Annotated in this window: 17 protein-coding genes; 13 read left to right on the top strand and 4 right to left on the bottom strand. The window is 74.0% G+C overall.

The window, feature by feature from the left end; genetic code table 11:
• The first annotated feature begins 15 nt into the window (after positions 1-15).
• From GCE86_RS11935 to GCE86_RS11905, 7 genes are all read left to right on the top strand, one after another.
• Positions 16-789 carry a hypothetical protein gene (locus GCE86_RS11935; protein ID WP_208818092.1) on the top strand — a complete coding sequence of 258 codons (774 nt, stop codon included), beginning with the start codon at positions 16-18 and terminating at the stop codon, positions 787-789.
• A 17-nt stretch (positions 790-806) separates the two neighbouring features.
• On the top strand, positions 807-1307 hold the full coding sequence (locus GCE86_RS11930; protein WP_154227011.1) for a hypothetical protein: 501 nt from the start codon (positions 807-809) through the stop codon (positions 1305-1307).
• Positions 1308-1477: 170 nt separating this feature from the next.
• On the top strand, positions 1478-3112 hold the full coding sequence (locus GCE86_RS11925; protein WP_154227010.1) for a serine/threonine-protein kinase: 1635 nt from the start codon (positions 1478-1480) through the stop codon (positions 3110-3112).
• Positions 3113-3167: 55 nt separating this feature from the next.
• Complete coding sequence (locus GCE86_RS11920) at positions 3168-4088, top strand: hypothetical protein (RefSeq protein WP_154227009.1); 921 nt, start codon at positions 3168-3170, stop codon at positions 4086-4088.
• A gap of 76 nt (positions 4089-4164) precedes the next feature.
• Positions 4165-5127, top strand: coding sequence for a mechanosensitive ion channel family protein (locus tag GCE86_RS11915; RefSeq protein ID WP_154227008.1), 963 nt, complete (start codon positions 4165-4167; stop codon positions 5125-5127).
• 198 nt (positions 5128-5325) lie between these two features.
• Positions 5326-6678 (top strand): MFS transporter, encoded by a 1353-nt coding sequence (locus tag GCE86_RS11910; protein WP_154227007.1) that lies wholly within the window; start codon positions 5326-5328, stop codon positions 6676-6678.
• Positions 6679-6737: 59 nt separating this feature from the next.
• Complete coding sequence (locus GCE86_RS11905; protein WP_154230462.1) at positions 6738-8591, top strand: transketolase; 1854 nt, start codon at positions 6738-6740, stop codon at positions 8589-8591.
• Positions 8592-8615: 24 nt separating this feature from the next.
• On the opposite strand, the gene ligD is transcribed toward GCE86_RS11905, so the two are convergent.
• Complete coding sequence (gene ligD, locus GCE86_RS11900; protein WP_420846515.1) at positions 8616-9578, bottom strand: non-homologous end-joining DNA ligase; 963 nt, start codon at positions 9576-9578, stop codon at positions 8616-8618.
• A gap of 123 nt (positions 9579-9701) precedes the next feature.
• Here ligD and GCE86_RS11895 point away from each other — a divergent pair, with 123 nt between their 5' ends.
• Positions 9702-10091, top strand: coding sequence for a DUF2267 domain-containing protein (locus GCE86_RS11895; protein ID WP_154227006.1), 390 nt, complete (start codon positions 9702-9704; stop codon positions 10089-10091).
• A gap of 73 nt (positions 10092-10164) precedes the next feature.
• Entirely contained in the window at positions 10165-10959 is a 795-nt protein-coding gene (locus GCE86_RS11890; RefSeq protein ID WP_154227005.1) for a maleylpyruvate isomerase family mycothiol-dependent enzyme, read from the top strand.
• 42 nt (positions 10960-11001) lie between these two features.
• On the opposite strand, the gene GCE86_RS11885 is transcribed toward GCE86_RS11890, so the two are convergent.
• From GCE86_RS11885 to GCE86_RS11875, 3 genes are all read right to left on the bottom strand, one after another.
• Positions 11002-11391: a VOC family protein gene (locus tag GCE86_RS11885; RefSeq protein ID WP_154227004.1), complete on the bottom strand. Its 390-nt coding sequence runs from the start codon at positions 11389-11391 to the stop codon at positions 11002-11004.
• Positions 11388-12086: a DUF4287 domain-containing protein gene (locus GCE86_RS11880; protein ID WP_239543527.1), complete on the bottom strand. Its 699-nt coding sequence runs from the start codon at positions 12084-12086 to the stop codon at positions 11388-11390. The genes GCE86_RS11885 and GCE86_RS11880 overlap by 4 nt, the downstream gene beginning before the upstream one ends.
• 221 nt (positions 12087-12307) lie before the next feature.
• Complete coding sequence (locus GCE86_RS11875; RefSeq protein ID WP_244317273.1) at positions 12308-13048, bottom strand: FadR/GntR family transcriptional regulator; 741 nt, start codon at positions 13046-13048, stop codon at positions 12308-12310.
• Between the two features lie 137 nt (positions 13049-13185).
• Between GCE86_RS11875 and GCE86_RS11870 the strand changes: the two genes are divergently transcribed.
• The 4 genes from GCE86_RS11870 (at position 13186) to dgoD (ending at position 17463) form a co-directional block, all read left to right on the top strand.
• Complete coding sequence (locus GCE86_RS11870) at positions 13186-14475, top strand: ABC transporter substrate-binding protein (protein WP_244317272.1); 1290 nt, start codon at positions 13186-13188, stop codon at positions 14473-14475.
• Positions 14476-14549: 74 nt separating this feature from the next.
• A complete protein-coding gene (locus tag GCE86_RS11865) occupies positions 14550-15497 on the top strand; it encodes a carbohydrate ABC transporter permease (RefSeq protein WP_239543525.1) in 948 nt (315 codons plus the stop codon).
• Positions 15494-16309 carry a carbohydrate ABC transporter permease gene (locus GCE86_RS11860; RefSeq protein WP_154227002.1) on the top strand — a complete coding sequence of 272 codons (816 nt, stop codon included), beginning with the start codon at positions 15494-15496 and terminating at the stop codon, positions 16307-16309. Before GCE86_RS11865 ends, GCE86_RS11860 begins: the two co-directional genes overlap by 4 nt.
• A 5-nt stretch (positions 16310-16314) precedes the next feature.
• A complete protein-coding gene (dgoD, locus tag GCE86_RS11855) occupies positions 16315-17463 on the top strand; it encodes a galactonate dehydratase (protein WP_154227001.1) in 1149 nt (382 codons plus the stop codon).

Here is a 17463-nt window from a genome sequence, read left to right as displayed (position 1 = left end):
CCCGAGGAGGTGGCGATGCCCAACCGCAGGAACCCCACGTTGAAGGTCATCAAGGGCGCGAAGGCCGGCCCGGCCACACCGCGCCGCCGCCTGGTCAGCCGCGCGGTCCCGACGTCGCCGGAACCGATCGAACGGGTGCTGGAACGCCTGGACCGGGAACCCGTCGAGGACCCGATCGAGGCCGGGGACCTTACCGTCGTCGGCGACCCGGCGGAGGTCGAGGACCAGCCCGAGCCGGAGCCCGCCGAGCCGGAGCCCGCCGAGCGGGACGCCGCCGCCGAGCCGGCCGGCGCCGGCCCGTCCCGCCGGGCCCGGGCGCTCGTCGCCCTGCTCGTGGTGCTGCTCGCCGCCGCCCTGGCCGGCGCGGGCGTGCAGGGCCACCGCTGGTACGTCGACCGGGCCACCGACCAGGCCCGCCGGGAGGCCGTGGCCGCCGCCCGGCAGGCCGCCGTCAACTTCGTCTCGGTCAGCGCGGCCAGCGTCGACCGGGACCTGAGCCGGATCACCGCCGGCGCCACCGGCGACTTCAAGGACGAGTTCACCCGCGGCCAGGCCCAGGTCCGCTCCGCCGTGGTGGAGAACAAGGTCCAGTCGCAGGGCACCGTGCTGCGCGCCGGGCTCGTCTCCGGCGACCGGCGGCGCGCCGTGGTGCTGGTGGCGGTCGACGCCACGGTCCGCAACGTCAAGGCGCCCGACGGGCGACCGTCGCACTACCGGATCCAGCTCGACCTGGTCCGGGACCGGGACTCGGGGGACTGGCTCGTGACCAGGCTCCAGTTCGTCGGATGACCGACAGGAGGAGACCGATGCGCCTACCGACCGTACTGCGGCGACCCCGGCTGCGTCCCGTGCCGCTGCTCGTCGTCGCGCTGCTGCTGGCCGCCGCCGTGGCGGTGGCCGGCTGGACCGCCGACCGCCGCGCCGGCCAGCGCGACCAGGCCGTCCGCCAGGCCCTGGCCACCGCGCCGGCGGCCGCCAAGGCCCTCTTCTCGTACGACTACCGCACCTTCGACGACAGCGTCGCCAACGGCCGCACGTTCGCCACCGGCGCCTTCGCCGACGAGTACGCGCAGACCACCACGGCGCTCAAGGAGACCGCCACGAAACAGCAGGCCGTGGTGCTCGCCGAGGTCTCCGCCACCGGCGTGATCGACGCCCAGCCGGACCGGGTGGAGCTGCTGCTCTACCTCAACCAGTACCGGCGCAACGTGACCACGGCGGGGGAGAAGGTGGACCAGAACCGGGTGGTGCTGACCCTGGTGCCGGTGCACGGCGAATGGAAGGTGGTCCAGGCCACGGCCATCTGACCGGCGGCCTTGCCGGCGTCTGCTAGCAGTGGCGGTGTGTCCGTTCTCGACCATCCGCCCGCACGGGCGGAAGCATCCGTTGCGCCGATGGACGGCGGCGCTCCTGCGACCAGAATGACCAGCGAGGCGGAGGCCGACACCCGCCCCTGGAACGCGGTGGAGGCCGTCGCATGAGCGGCTGGCAGCTGTCCGGCTACACGCCGGTCCGTCGGCTCGGCGCCGGCGCGTCGGGCAGCGTCGTGCTCGCCACGCACGACGCCACCGGCACCCCGGTCGCCGTCAAGTACCTGCTGCGCGACATCGGCGCCGACTCGTCCTTCCGGACCGCCTTCCGGGAGGAGGCCCGGCTGCTCGGCGAGATCGACGACCGGCACGCCAGCCGCCTCTACGAGTACGTCGAGTCCCCGCACGGCGCGGCCATCGTGATGGAGCTGGTCAACGGGGTCTCGCTGCGCCAGATGCTGCGCGCGCACGGCCCCACCACCCCCGAGGCGGCGCTCTGCGTGCTGAAGGGCTCGCTCGCCGGGCTGGCCGCCGCGCACGCCCGCGGCGTGGTGCACCGCGACTACAAGCCGGAGAACGTGCTGGTCACCGGGGACGGGCTGAGCAAGCTGGCCGACTTCGGCATCGCCATGCCGGTGGGCCAGGGCTCCGACACCACCGTCTCCGGCACGCCCCGCTACATGGCCCCGGAGCAGTGGACCGGCGCGCCGGCCGGCCCGGCGTGCGACATCTACGCGGCCACCGCCACCTTCTTCGAGTGCCTCACCGGCCGGCCCCCGTACCAGGGGCCGGACCTTCTCAGCCTGCGCGAGCAGCATGCCTCCGCGCCCATCCCGACCGACCCGGCGCCCGCGCCCGTGCACGACCTGCTCCGGCACGGCATGGCCAAGAGCCCCGACGAGCGGCCCCAGCCCGCCCAGGTGTTCCTGGAACTCCTCGACCGGGTGGCCGGCGCCGGCTACGGCGGCGAGTGGGAGGAGCGCGGGGTGCGCGAGCTGGCCCGCCGGGCCGCCCTGCTCGCCGCGCTCTGGCCGTTCCCCGACGGCGCGGGCGGCGCCACCAGCCTCGCCGGCACCACGCTCGGTGCGGCGGCGGGGCGCGGCGGACGGGTTCGCCGGGGCCGCGCGCGGGCCGCGCTGACCGGCGGCGCCCTGGTGGCCGCCCTGCTGGCGGGCGGCGCCGGCTACAGCTACGCCGCGAACGAGGAACCGGTCGCCGCCGACGGCCCGACCGGTCCGGCCGTCGCCGGCACCACCACCGGCCCGAGCGGCGCCGCCCCGACCGGCACGGCGGAGCCCACGCCGGCCCTCACCCCGTCGGCGACCGCCACCCCGTCGCCGACCGCCACCCCGAGCGGCTCCCGGTCCGCGACGCCCACCCGCTCACCGGTACGCACCAGCGCGCCCGCGCCGACCCCGTCGACCAGCACCTCGCCGCCGCCCCCGCCCGACGTCACGGCTCCCACCGTCGGCGGCGTCACGGCCGACCCCGGTCAGCTCGAACCGGACGGCTGCCGCTACGGCGCCAAGACCAGCACCGTCACCGCGATGGTCACCGACGACCGCAGCGGCCCGGCCGCCCTGACGGTCACCTTCCGCTACACCCTGGCGGGCGCCACCGGCACGGGGTCGATGGCCTCCGCCGGGCGCGGCCTGTTCCGGGGCACGCTCGGCCCGCTGCCCGGGCCGAAGCAGAGCACCCGCATCCCGATCCAGGTCACCGCCGTCGACGCCGCCGGCAACGCGGCCACCTCGGCGTCCCCGGTGTACGTGACGCTCTACAACTACTGCACCCCCGGCTAGGAGTGGTGACCGTGCGCGCTGCCCAGACCTGCACCGCGACCCGGGGACGGCCGACGTGACCCGGCCGGAGGAACCGACCGAGGCGCTGCCCACCCGGGCGCTGCCCACCGACCCCGGCGCAACCGTCCACCTGGGCTCCGGCGGCGCCGACGACGCGACCGTGCACCTCGGCGCCGCCGACCGGCGCGCTGCGCCCCTCGGCCCCGACGCGACGGTGCACTTCGGCGCGCCGACCGTGGGCGTGCCCGGCGTGGCCGAGCCGACCGTGCACTTCGGCGCGGTGCCGACGCCGACCACGCCGTTCGGTGCCCCGACGGGCCGTGCGCCGCAGCCGGCCGAGCCGACGCTGCACGTCACCGCGCCGCCCCGGCAGCACCCGGCCGGGCCGGGCACCGTGGCCGGGGGCGGGCCGACCGCCGGGGCGTACCGGGAGGGGACGGCGGGCGCGCGGGCGGTGAGCGGACCGCCGGCGCCCGGCGGGGAACTGCGCTTCGGGCCGGGCGTGCCGGCCACCCCACCGCCCGCTCCGGCCTGGCCGGCGGTCCCGCCGGCGCGGCGGTCCCGCCCCGTCTGGCGCCGGGTCGTCTCGGCACTGTCCACCCTGCTCACGGCGGCGCTGCTGGTGACGGTCGGCCTCTACCTGTGGCAACGGCTGCAACCGCTGGCGGTCGAGGGGGTCACCGTGGCGGTGCCCCGGCCGCCCGGGGTGGCCTGCGACGTCACCGTCGACGTGGTGGCCACGGTGCGCACCAACGGGCGCGGTGGCGTGATCCGCTACCAGTGGTTCCGTTCGGACGCCCCGCCGGGTGCCCTGCTGACCGAGCGGGTCGGGCGCGGCCAGCGGACCGCCACCCTCACCCTCAAGTGGACGTTCAGCGGGGTCGGTGCGACCACCGAGAGCGCCACCGTCAACATCGTCGAACCGTCGCCGGTGCAGGCCGGTACGCAGGTCAGTTACCGCTGCCCCGGCGGCTGACCGCGTTTCCCCGACGGCCGCACAGGGTAGCTCCAGGCGAAACAGACCCCTGACCCTGTGCGTGGAGGCCGATTCGATGAGAGACAATTTCGGGGACGCGGTGGGTGACGCGTTCCGTTCGGTGATGCTGTTCCTGCCCAAGGCGGTCGCCTTCATCGCCATCCTGATCGTGGGCTGGCTGGTCGCCAAGGCCGTGCTGAAGATCGTGGACAAGGTCCTGGAGCGGGTCCACTTCGACCGCGCCGTCGAGCGGGGCGGCATCAAGACCGCTCTGGCCCGCTCGAAGTACGACGCCAGCGACATCGTCGCCAAGCTGGCCTACTACGCGGTGCTGCTGGTGACCCTCCAGCTCGCCTTCGGCATCTGGGGCCCGAACCCCATCTCGGACCTGATCCACGGCGTCGTGGCCTGGCTGCCCCGGGCGTTCGTCGCCATCGTCATCGTGGTGGTGGCCGCGGCCATCGCCAAGGCGGTCAAGGACATCATCTCCAGCGCCCTGGGCGGCCTGTCCTACGGCCGGGTGCTGGCCAACATCGCCTCGGTGTTCATCCTCGGCCTCGGCGTCATCGCCGCGCTCAACCAGATCGGCGTCGCCACCACGGTGACCACCCCGGTGCTGATCGCCGTGCTCGCCACCGTCGGCGGCATCCTCATCGTGGGCGTCGGCGGCGGACTGGTCCGGCCCATGCAGAGCCGCTGGGAGAACTGGCTGGCCCGCGCGGAGGAGGAATCGCGGACCATCGCCACCCACGCCCGGGCGTACCAGGCGGGGCGGCGGGACGTCGAGGCGCGGTTCGGCGCGGCCGACCCGTACGCCGAGGCCGAACTGACCCGGCCGGTGGCCGGCGCGGCCGAGGCGGACCGGACCCAGCCGGTCGCCCCGTACGGCGCGGCGGAGCCGACCCAGCCCGTGCCGGCGTACGCCGACCCGGACCGCACCCAGCCGACCGCCCCGCGGCAGCCGACGGCCGAGCAGGCCGCGGACAGCGACGCCACGATGGTCATCCCGCAGGCGGACGTGGACCGCTCGCGCCGCTGACCGACCGCGCGTCGAACCGGGGTGGGGCCCGTCCGGGTCCCACCCCGGTTCGTCTGCGTGGGGCGGCGTGAGGACCGGGCGCCCGGCTAGGATCGGCGCATGCACTGGCGACATTGATGCCCTGCCGAGGGCCGAGCCCGCGGGCCACCGCGGACACCGCACGTCCGGTGTCCGTCACGTCCCCGTGGGAAGGCCTCCATGCTCATCGTCTCCGCACGCGTGTCCGCCGAGCGCCGGCTCGCCGCCACGCTCTACGCCTACGCGTTCCTCACCGACCTGGTCCTGCTCTATCCGGTCTACACGCTGCTCTTCGCCGACACCGGGCTGTCGGTCGGGCAGATCTCCTCGCTCTTCGTGCTGTGGTCCGCCGCCGGCATCCTGCTGGAGGTGCCGTCGGGCGCCTGGGCCGACGCGGTCTCCCGGCGGCTGTTGCTCGTCCTCGCCCCGCTGCTGACCGCCGCCGGCTTCGCCCTCTGGGTGCTCCTGCCGTCCTACCCGGCGTTCGCCGTCGGGTTCCTGCTCTGGGGTGCGGGCGGCGCGTTGCGCTCCGGCGCCCTGGAGGCCCTGGTCTGGACCGAGCTCGACCGGCTCGGCGCCACCGGCCGGTACGCCCGGCTGGCCGGGCGAGCGAGGACGGCCGAGCTGCTCGGGGTGGTCGGCGCCATGGGGCTGGCCGCCCCGGTGCTGGCCCTCGGCGGCTATCCGGCGGTCGGCGCGGCGAGCGTGGCGGCGTGCCTGGCCGCCGCGGCGGTCGCCACCCGGTTCCCCGAACACCGGGCCGCGGAGCGGGCACCCCACGGCCCGGCCGGCACGACCGGCGCGGCCGCGGCGACCCGCCAGGATTCGGGCGGCACGGCTGGACCTTGCCCGGCCGGCACGACCGGATCCGGCGCGGCCGGCGCCGAGCAGCCTGAGCCGGCCGAGCCGGGCTGGTGGGACAGCCTGCGCGGCGGGCTGGCCGAGGCCCGCGCCGACCGTTCGGTGCGGGCCGCGCTGCTGCTGGTGCCGGCGGTCGCCGCCGTGTGGGGCGCGCTGGACGAGTACACGCCGCTGCTGGCCCGCGACACGGGGGTTCCGGCGGCCACCGTCCCGCTGCTGCTCGTGCTGGTCTGGGCCGGCACGACGGTGGGCGGGCTGTTGGCGCCGGCGGGGGAGCGGCTCGGCGACCGGGGCTTCGCCGCCCTGCTGGCCGGCGCGGCGCTGGCCCTCGCCGGGGGCGCACTGGTCCGCCATCCGGCCGGGTTCGTGCTGGTGGGGCTCGCGTTCGCCGCGTTCCAGCTGGCCACCGTGCTGGCCGACGTCCGGCTCCAGGCCCGGATCAGCGGGCCGGACCGGGCGACGGTCACCTCCGTGGCGGGCATGGCGACCGACCTGACGATCATCGGCGTCTACGCCGGGTACGGCGTCGTGGCGGGCGCCGCGGGTCACGCGGTCGCGTTCGCGGTGGCCGTGCTGCCGTACCTGCTCCTGGCCGGCCGACTGGCCACCCGCCGCCCGCGCCGCCCGGTTCCGTCGAATAGGTCGTTGTCCGAAAATTCCGCTGTTTCATGATTACCGTATGTGCGGAAGCGGCCCTGGGCTGGCCCGGACGGAGGCGACGCGTCGTGACGATGGAAGCAGAGCGCACCCTGCAGGACGAGGAACTCACCGGGCTGGCGGACCTCGCCGCCCAGCTCCGCGTGGACTCGATCCGGTGCAGCACCCGGGCCGGCTCCGGTCACCCCACGTCGAGCCTGTCCGCCGCCGACCTGCTCGCGGTGCTGGTCGCCCGCCACCTGCGCTACGACTGGTCGTATCCGGGCAACCGCGCCAACGACCACCTGATCTTCTCCAAGGGGCACGCCTCGCCGCTGCTGTACTCGGTCTTCCGGGCGACCGGCGCGATCAGCGAGCAGGAGCTGCTGGACTGCTACCGCCAGTCGGGCTCCCGGCTCCAGGGCCACCCCACCCCGGTCCTGCCCTGGGTGGACGTCGCGACCGGCTCGCTCGGCCAGGGGCTGCCGGTGGGCGTCGGCATCGCCCTGGCCGGGCAGTACCTGGACCGGGTGCCGTTCCACGTCTGGGTGCTCTGCGGCGACAGCGAGACGGCCGAGGGCTCCATCTGGGAGGCCCTGGACAAGGCCGGCCACTTCGGGCTGCGCAACCTCACGGCGATCGTGGACGTGAACCGGTTCGGGCAGCGGGGGCCGACCGAGCTGGAGTGGGACCTGGACACCTACCGCCGGCGGGTCGAGGCGTTCGGCTGCCACCCGATCGTCGTCGACGGCCACGACCTCGCCGCGATCGACGACGCGTTCGGGCGGGCCCGGGAGGCGACCGGACCGACGGTCGTGCTCGCCCGGACGGTCAAGGGCAAGGGCGTCCCGGAGATCGAGAACCGGCCCGACTGGCACGGCAAGGCACTCGAACCGGACCAGGCCGAGCGGGCCGTCCAGGCGCTGGGCGGCGTGCGGAAGATCCGGGTCGCCGGGCCGCGCCCGGCCGCCGCGCCGCCCGCACCCGCCCCCGCCGAGGAGCGGCCGGAGCTGCCCCGGTACGAGAAGGGGGCGAAGGTGGCCACCCGCAACGCGTACGGGGACGCGCTGCGCGCGCTCGGCGTCCGGCGGGACGTGGTGGTCCTCGACGGCGAGGTCGCCGACTCCACGCGGTCCGACAAGTTCGGCGAGGCGTACCCGGACCGGTTCTTCGAGATGTTCATCGCCGAGCAGCAACTGATCGCCGCGGCGGTGGGCCTGCGAGTCCGCGGATACCGGCCCTTCGCGGCCACCTTCGCCGCGTTCCTCTCCCGCGCCTACGACTTCATCCGGATGGCCGGCATCTCCCGCGCCGACATCGCCCTCGCCGGCTCGCACGCCGGGGTGGAGATCGGCCCGGACGGCCCCTCCCAGATGGGGCTGGAGGACCTCGCCGCCCTGCGCGCCGTGCATGGCTCGACCGTGCTCTACCCGAGCGACGCGGTCTCCTGCGCGGCCCTGGTCGCCGCCATGGTCGACTGCACGGGCGTGAGCTACCTGCGCACCACCCGCGGCAAGTACCCGGTGCTCTACGACAACGGCGACGAGTTCCCGATCGGGGGCAGCAAGCTGGTCCGCGACGGGACCGACGTGACGCTCATCGGGGCCGGGGTGACCGTGCACAACTGCCTTGCCGCCGCCGAGGAACTGGCCCGGGAGGGCATCGACGCGCGGGTGATCGACCTCTACTCGGTCAAGCCCGTCGACCGGAAACGGCTGCTCGAGGCCGTGCGCGACACCGGCGGCCGGCTCGTGGTGGTCGAGGACCACTACCCGCAGGGTGGGCTGGGGTCCGCCGTGCTGGAGGAGCTGGCCGGCCTGGCCGAGCCGGTGCGGATCACCCACCTGGCGGTACGCGGGCTGCCCGGCTCGGGGACGCCGACGCAGCAGATGGACATGGCCGGCATCGGCCCCCACGCCATCGTGAGCGCGGCCCGCGCCCTCGCGTGACGGGGTGGCGGCGAGCGCACCCGGTCAGCGCCGCAGCCGGATCTCCGCCGGGTCCCGGTCGCTGCGCAGTCCCTTCCAGGAGGGATGGCGCAGCCGGCGGTCGGGCGTCCACGACCGGAAGGTGACGTCACCGACCAGCACGGGGTCGACCCAGACGGCGTGGCGGGCGTGCTCGCGCGGCACCTCCGTGAACGGCGGGTCGGGCCGGCTCAGCGGCTCGAGCCGGCCCGCCAGGTCGCGCAGCACGGCCTGGGTGAAACCGGTGCCCACCTGCCCGATGTAGTGCAGCCGGTCGTCCTCGTCGTACATGCCGAGCAGCAGCGACCCGATGGCGCCGGCCCGCCGGCCGGAGCCGGGCTTCCAGCCGCCCACGATCACCTCGACGGTGTCGTTGAGCGGCACCTTGACCCACGCCGCGCCGCGGCGGCCCGGCTCGTACCGCGCGCCGAGCTGCTTGGCGACCACCCCCTCCAGCCCCAGGTCGGCCGCCGCCGTGGCCAGGTCCCGGCCGGCCTCGCCGGTCCAGTAGGGCGGTGTCTCCACGGTCTCGCCGCTGAGCCCCAGCTCCTCCAGCGCCGTGCGGCGTTCCGTGTAGGGCAGGGCCGTGGTGTCCCGCCCGTCGAGGTGCAGCAGGTCGAACACGTAGTACCGGACCGGGGTCGAGGCGACCAGCGTGGCCGCCGGCGCCCGGACGTGCATCCGCCGCTGGAGCGCCGAGAAGCTGGGCCGGCCGCCGGCGTCGAGCGCCACGATCTCGCCGTCGAGCACCGCCCGCCGCCCGGCCAGCAGGTCGGTGAGCTCACCCAGCTCCGGGTACGCCCGGGTGACGTCCCGGTCGTTGCGGCTGAGCAGCCGCAGCCCGCGGTCGACGTAGGCGACCGCGCGCACGCCGTCCCACTTGAACTCGTAGCCCCATCCGGGCCCGGTGGGCAGCGCGCCGAGCCCGGCGAGCATCGGCGGCACGAGCGTCGGCATCCTGGCTGCCACGTCCCGATCCTGGCGGTCCTGGCCCCGGCCGACGCCGGTTTCCGGTCTTTCGCCCGGACGGCGGTCGTTTGTGGTGGTCGCCTGCGGGTAGCCACGCGGTCTCCGGGACGGAAGGACCGAGCAATGGCGGAGCTGGAGTTCGTGGCGAAGGTGGCCGAACGGGCGGGCCTCCCGGCGAAGACCGCGCGTTCCCTGACCGAGGCCACCCTGCGCACCCTCGCCGAGCGGATCAGCGGCGGCGAGGCGGCCGACCTGGCCGACCACGTGGCGCACGAGCTGCGCCCGCTGCTGGCCCGGGCCCGCCCGGAGGAGCCGGAGGCGTTCGGGTACGACGAGTTCCTGCGCCGGGTGGCCGACCGCGCCGGCACCGCGCCGGACATCGCCGCGAAGGGCGCGCGGGCGGTCCTGCAGACGCTGCACCGCGTGGTCGGGCACGCCGAGTTCGAGCAGGCCATGTCGGAGCTGCCACGGGAGATCGGCGCGCTGGCCCAGCCGGTGCCCCGCACGCCCTGACCGGCCCGGGGCGGGACGAAACGCCCACCGGTGGCTCCCGCCGGGACGGCCGGTCGGTGACTAGGTTGGGCTGATGGCCGCCCTGAGCTTCGACCGCCACCGCGCCGAGATCGTCGCCCAGAGCGACCTGCTCCGCACCCACCTCGGCGGCGCCGACCTGACCGCGCCCGTCCCCTCTTGTCCGGGGTGGAACGTCGGCCAGCTGGCCCGGCACCTCGGCGGCGGGCAGCGCTGGGCGGCCGAGGTGGTCCGCACCCGGGCCGGGCAGCCGCCGTCGGACACCCACTTCCGCGACCTGACCCCGTACGCCCGGGAGGAGCCGGCGGTGGTCGGGCCCTGGCTGGTGGAGAGCGCCGCGGCGCTGTCCGGCGCGCTCGGCGACGCCGGCCCCGACGTGGCGACCTGGACGCCGATGCCGGTGCCGGCCGCCGGGGTGTTCTGGGCGCGCCGGTTCGCCAACGAGACGCTGCTGCACCGCGCGGACGCCGCCCTCGCCCTGGGCGTGGACTTCGCCGTCGACCCCGCCGTGGCGGTCGACGCGCTGGACGAGTGGCTGGAGCTGGGCTCCCTGCCGCAGATGCTGGACATCTTCCCGCACCGGCGCGACCTGCTCGGCCCCGGCCGCACCCTGCACCTGCACGCCACCGACGTGCCCGCCGAGCTCGGTGCGGAGTGGCTCGTGGACCTCACCGGCGACACCCTCGCCTGGCGGCGGGCGCACGAGAAGGCGAGCGTGGCGGTCCGTGGCCCGGTGACCGAGCTGCTGCTGCTGGTCTACCGGCGGCGCCCGGTCGACACCGCGGTCGTCGAGGTGCTCGGCGACGAGAAGCTGCTGGACCGCTGGCTGGCGGCGGTCGCGTTCGGCTGACGGCGGTGCCGGCGGCGGGTGGCCGCCGGCACCGTCACCGGTTCAGCCGGCGAGGTGCAGGAACGACCACTGGTGGCCGTCGAGGTCCCGGAACCCGCGCATGTACATGAACCCGAGGTCCTGACCGGGCCCGAGCGCGGTGCCGCCCGCGCGGACGGCCACGTCGACCAGCGCGTCGACCCGCTCGCGCCGGTCGACGGCGAGGCCGACGATCACCTCCCGGCTGGTGGCGGTGTCGCACACCTCGGCGCCGGCGAACGCGGCGAAGGCCGCCGCGTCGTGCAGGATCAGGTTGACGGTGTCGCCGAGACTGAGCTGGGCGCTGCCCGCGCCGGCCTGCCGGGGCCCGGCCGTGAAGCCCAGGGCGGTGAAGAACTCGACCGCCCGGTCGAGATCGGCCACCGGCAGGTTGACGAACGTCGCGGCGCTCATCGGGTCGCCTCCGGCTGCTCCAGCAGCTGCTTCAATGCGGCGAGGCGGTCCCGCCAGTACGCCTTGAGCCGGTCGGCCTCCTCGGCGCCGGTGAGCTTCTCGTGCTGCACCGCCACCCGGGCCTTGCTCTCGCCCACCGGCGTGAAGCCGACGGCGATCCGGCTGGGCCCGCCGGCCCAGTCCGCGCGGAAGCTCTTCGGTGCGGTGGCCGTGCGGACCCGGACGGCGTCGGGCAGCCACCGCCGGCGTACCGCCTCGTCGGCGAACGCCTCGAACAGGACCGCCACCGGCACCGCCACCGTGCGGCTTCCGGTGGCCTCGAAGCCGCCGCCGCGGCGCTGGCCGGGGGCCCGCAGGCCGCGCGCCTGCTCGTAGCCGACGGTCACGGTCTGCGCCCACCAGCCCGGCACCTCGTGCTCGGTGACCAGCCAGCGGGCGATCTCGGTGTGGGTCCGGCCAGCGCCGCCCCACGCGTCGAGCCGGGCGAACCATTCGTCCCAGTCGTGGCCGGTGCGTTCGCGCAGCAGCGCGGCGGAGATCCGGTCCTGCTGGCCGCGGCCGGCGTCCACGGTGGGCGCCGGGGCGGGGTCGGCCGTGGCCCGGGCGAGCAACTGCCGGCGGGCGGTCGTGTAGCTCTCGCCGGTGCGGGCCATCCGGGCGCGTACCCGGGACTTGAACGACCTCTGACTCGTCATCGCATGCTCCCTGTCGACGGCGCGGTCGCAGGGACTCACGCTCCCGGTCGACCTCGCCGTGGGCAGGTGGCGCATGTCGGGTGGGCCGGACGGCACCGCGTCCCGAGGGCTCGGGCCCCCTTTGCCTCCGCGGAGCCGGTGGCGTGAGCACCGGGCTGGAGGTGGGGCGCAGGACTGCGCCGAGCCCAGCGTACGCCGCCGGCCGCCGGAGGGGGAGAGGGTCAGCCCACCGGGTCCGGCTCGGTGGTCTGCTCCCACATCGACTTCATCTCGTCGAACGCCTGCTCCATGATCTGCACCATGGCGCGGCGGGCCGCCTCGCCGTCGCGGCGCTGGATCGCCGAGGCCACGTCGGCGTGCAGTTGCAACGCCTGCTGGTCCGGGTGGTGCGGCATGAGGTGGTAGTGGTGCCGGCCGGTGAGCACCTCGGCGACCAGTTCCCGCAGCTTGCCGAACATCTCGTTGCCGGAGGCGGCGAGGACCCGCCGGTGGAACTCGATGTCCAGGCGCAGGAAGCGGTCCTCGTCCCCGGCCTGCCCGGCGGCCCACATCTTGGCCGCGATCCCGACCAGGTCGCTGGCGTCGTCGGGGGTGATCCGGTGGGCGGCCAGCCAGGCGGCGTGCGGCTCGACCGCGGTCCGCAGCTCGGTGATCGAGCGGAGCTGGGCCATCCGGCCGGCGGAGGCGAGCCGCCAGCGGATCACCTGCGGGTCGAAGACGTTCCACGCCTCGGCGGGGCGGATCAGGACGCCGACCCGGCGCCGCGTCTCGATGAGGCCCATCGAGGCGAGCACCCGGAGGACCTCGCGGATCACCGACCGGGAGACCGCGTGCCGGTCGACCAGCTCGTCGATGTTGAGCACGGAGCCGGCGGCCAGCTCGCCGCCACAGACGGCCGTGCCGAGTTCGTCGAGTACGCGGGCGTGCAGCCCGGTCTCGCCCCCGGAGGAGGAGTGATCCACGGGTCGGAGCATATCAGTCGGGGAACACCCCTTGAATAAGTCAGCTTTATCGGCCTAGCATCCCGTGGTTAAGCGGACGTTACAGCGTTGTGGCGCTCTTCCCCCGGGGCGGCGACCACGAGAAAAGGAGAGAAGACGTGCGACGTCGATCGATATTCGGTACGTCTCTGGCCGTGGTCGCCGCCATGGGCCTGGCCGCCTGCGGCGGCGGTGGCGACGACAGCGGCGCGTCCAAGACGGTGCGCGTGACCCTGGCGAACCACGTCTGGACGGAGAACATCAAGGCGGCCCTGCCCGAGTTCGAGAAGCAGACCGGGCTCAAGGTCGAGATCACCCAGCTCGGCGAGGACCAGCTCTCCGACCAGTACAACGTGAAGCTCAACGCCGGCTCGTCCGACCTCGACGTGATGATGTACCGGCCCCTCCAGGAGGGGAAGCTCTTCGCCAAGAACAAGTACCTGGCGGACCTCTCCGACCACGTCAAGTCCAGCAAGGACTGGGACTACTCCGACTTCCAGTCCGGCCCGGTCGAGGCCACCACCTACAAGGACAAGCCGGTGGGCGTCCCGATCATCACCGAGCAGGAGGTCCTGTACTACCGCAAGGACCTGCTCGCCAAGGCCGGCCTGAGCGCCCCGCCGAAGACGCTCGACGAGCTGAAGACCGCGGCCGCGAAGATCAAGGCCACCGTCCCGGGCACCGCGGGCTTCGTGGCCCGCACCGGCAAGTCGCCGGCGGTCACCCAGTTCTCCAGCTTCCTCTACAGCTTCGGCGGTGACTTCGTCGACGGCAGCGGCAAGGCGACCGTCAACAGCGACGCCGCCAAGCAGGCGTACGCCTTCTACGGCGGGCTCATCAAGGACTCCGGCCCGGCCAACGTCAGCACCGACATGAGCTGGCCCGAGGCGATGGCCATCTTCACCCAGGGCAAGGCCGCCTTCTACACCGAGGCCAACTCGCTCTACAAGAACGCCACCGACCCGGCCAAGTCCAAGGTGTCCGACACCGTCGGCTTCGCGCCGTTCCCGGCGGGCCCGGCCGGCTCCAAGCCGTACAACATCCCGTCGTGGGCGCTGGGCGTCAACGACGCCTCGAAGAACAAGAGCAACGCCTGGAAGTTCGTCGAGTGGGCGACCGGCAAGGAGCAGACCCTCGCCCAGCAGAAGGCCGGCGTGCCGAGCGCGCGCACCTCGGTCTGGGCGAACCCGGAGGGCACCGCGAACTACCCGAAGGACCTGGTCGAGGCCATCAACGCCAGCACGCAGGGCGGCGTCGCCCACGACCGGCCCGTGGTCGTGAAGGTCGGCCAGGCCCGCGAGCTCGTCGGCCAGCCGATCGTCGACGCGATCACCGGCAAGGACCCGGCGGCCGCCGCCGACACCGCCAACGAGGCCTTCCAGAAGTTCCTGGACGACGAGGCCAAGTAGCACGCGCGCGGGTGGCGGGGCGGCTCGCCCCGCCACCCGCGTACCACTGTCGGTCCGCCCACCCCGGAGATCTCATGGCTACCGTCACCACCCCCCGCCGCGCGCCCGGCGGCGCGGGCGTCATGCCCGACACGCCCGGCTGGGCGCGCTGGGCCAACGACCACCGCAAGTGGCTGTTCGCCGCGCCCGCGATGGTCTTCGTCGCCGCCCTGATCGTGATTCCGCTGGGCTGGACCGCCTGGCTCAGCCTCACCGACGCCGAGGGCTCCGTCCGCGCCGAGAGCGAGTTCGTGGGCTTCCAGAACTACCTCGACGTGCTGTCGGACACCGACCGGTTCTGGCCGGCCGTCGGCCGGACCGCCGCCTTCACCGTCGTCGCGCTGCTGTTCGAGGTCGTCCTCGGGATGGCCGTCGCGCTGCTGCTGTGGCGGCCGTTCAAGGGCCAGAAGTGGGTCCGGGTCGCCATCCTCATGCCGCTGGTCGCCACCCCGGTCGCGGTCGGCATGATGTGGCGGCTCATCTTCGACCCGAACATCGGCCTGGCCAACCAGGTGCTCGGCTGGGTCGGCATCGGCCCGCAGCCGTGGCTCGCCGGCCAGCACTCCGCGCTGCCCACCACGATCTTCATCGACGTGTGGCAGTGGACGCCCATGGTGGTGCTGATCCTGCTCGCCGGGCTGACCTCGCTGTCCGAGGAGCCGCAGGAGGCGGCCCGGATCGACGGCGCCAGCAGCTGGCAGCGGTTCCGGCACGTCACCCTGCCGCTGCTCATGCCCACGGTGATCGTCGCGATCCTGCTGCGCGGCATCGACGCGCTGAAGACGTTCGACATCCTCTACGCCACCAAGGGTCGCGGCGGCGGCTCCTTCCACGAGGTGGAGACCCTCAACGTGTACGCCTACGGGCTGAGCTTCGACTACAACGAGTACGGCGTCTCCTCCACCGTCCTCATCCTCTTCTTCCTGATCATCATCGGGTCGATGTGGGCCCTGACCGCGCGGCGCAAGGAGGCCAAGCGATGAAGGCCAGTCCCGCGTACCGGGTGTTCCGGGTGGTCGCGCTCGTCGTCGTGGTGCTCTCGCTGGTCACGCCGCTGCTCTGGATGATCGCGGCGTCGTTCAAGACCAACGTCGACATCTACGACACCGGCAAGGCGCTGGCCTTCTCGCCCACCCTGGACAACTACGCGACCGTGCTCAAGCAGTCGCACTACGTCTCGTTCATCGGCAACAGCCTCTGGGTGGCGTTCGCCGCGACCGTGCTGTCGCTGATCCTCGGCGTGCCGGCCGCGTACTCGATGAGCCGGTTCAACATGAAGAAGTCGGCCCTCGTGGTGCTGATGGCCCGGGTCATCCCCGGCGTCTCGCTGCTGGTGCCCTGGTACTACGTCTTCTCGAACCTGCAGCTGGTCGGCGGCTTCACGGTGCTGATCCTCAGCCACATGTTCGTCTCACTGCCGTTGATCGTCTACATCATGATGGGCTTCTTCGACGGCCTGCCGGAGGAGCTGGAGGAGGCGGCGCTCGTCGACGGCCTCACCCACATCGGCGCGTTCCGCCGGATCACCCTGCCGCTGTCCGTGCCGGGCATCGCCACGGCGGGCATCCTGTCCTTCATCTTCTCCTGGAACAACTTCATGTTCGCCCTGGTCCTCTCCGGCGCGGACACCAAGACGCTCCCGGTGGCGATCTTCGACTTCGTCGGGTACGCCAGCATCGACTGGGGCGGCCTCATGGCGGCGGCCACCGTGGTGACCCTGCCGATCATGGTGATCGCCCTGTTCGTGCAGAAGTACGTGGTCTCCGGCCTGACCGCCGGCGCGACGAAGGGCTGAGCACCGTGACCACCATCGCGCGCATCGAGACCTTCCTGGTCGCGCCCCGCTGGCTCTTCGTTCGGGTGGAGACCGAGTCCGGGATCGTCGGCTGGGGCGAGGCCACCTGCGAGGGGCGCTCCGAGACCGTCCGCGCCGCCGTCGACCAGCTCGCCGAGCTGCTGATCGGCCGGGACGCGCTGCGCATCGAGGACCACTGGCAGGTGCTCACCAAGGGGTCGTTCTACCGGGGCGGGCCGATCCTGGCCAGCGCCGTGGCCGGCCTCGACCAGGCCCTGTGGGACATCGCCGGCAAGCACTGGGGTGCCCCCGTGCACCAGCTGCTCGGCGGCCCGGTCCGGGACCGGATCCGGGTCTACGGCTGGGTCGGCGGCGACGAGCCCGGCGAGGTCCGCGACCAGATCGGCGCCGCCCTCGACACGGGCCTGACCGCGGTCAAGATGAACGCCGCCGGCCGGATGAGCGCGGTGGCCTCGGTGGCCGAACTCGACGGCGTGGTCCAGCGGGTGGCCGCCGCCCGCGAGGTGCTGGGCGACCACCGGGACGTGGCGGTCGACTTCCACGGCCGCTTCAGCCTGGCCAGCGCCCGCCGGGTCGCCCCGCTGCTGGAGCCCTACCGGCCGTTCTTCCTGGAGGAGCCGGTGGTGCCGGAGAACTCGCACCTCATCGGCGAGTTCGTCCGCTCCACCACCACGCCGGTGTCCACGGGGGAGCGGCTCTACAGCCGGCAGGAGTTCCTGCCCGTCCTCCAGGCCGGCATCGCGGTCGCCCAGCCGGACCTCTCGCACGCCGGCGGCATCACCGAGGTCCGCAAGATCGCGGCGCTGGCCGAGGTGTACGACGTCCAGCTCGCCCCGCACTGCCCGCTCGGCCCGATCGCCCTCGCGGCCTGCCTGCAGGTCGGCTTCGCCACGCCGAACTACCTGATCCAGGAGCAGAGCATCGGCATCCACTACAACCTCGGCGCCGAGGTGCTCGACTACTGCCTCGACAAGACGCCGCTGACCTTCGTGGACGGTTACGTCGAGCGGCTCACGGCGCCCGGCCTGGGCATCGAGATCGACGAGGCGGCGGTACGCGCCGCCGACCGGCGCGGCCACGCCTGGCGCAGCCCCATGTGGCGGCACCGGGACGGCTCCTACGCGGAATGGTGA

This window comes from Micromonospora terminaliae (genome assembly GCF_009671205.1).
Classification (GTDB): domain Bacteria; phylum Actinomycetota; class Actinomycetes; order Mycobacteriales; family Micromonosporaceae; genus Micromonospora; species Micromonospora terminaliae.
This window is presented reverse-complemented; position numbering and strand designations above follow the sequence as displayed.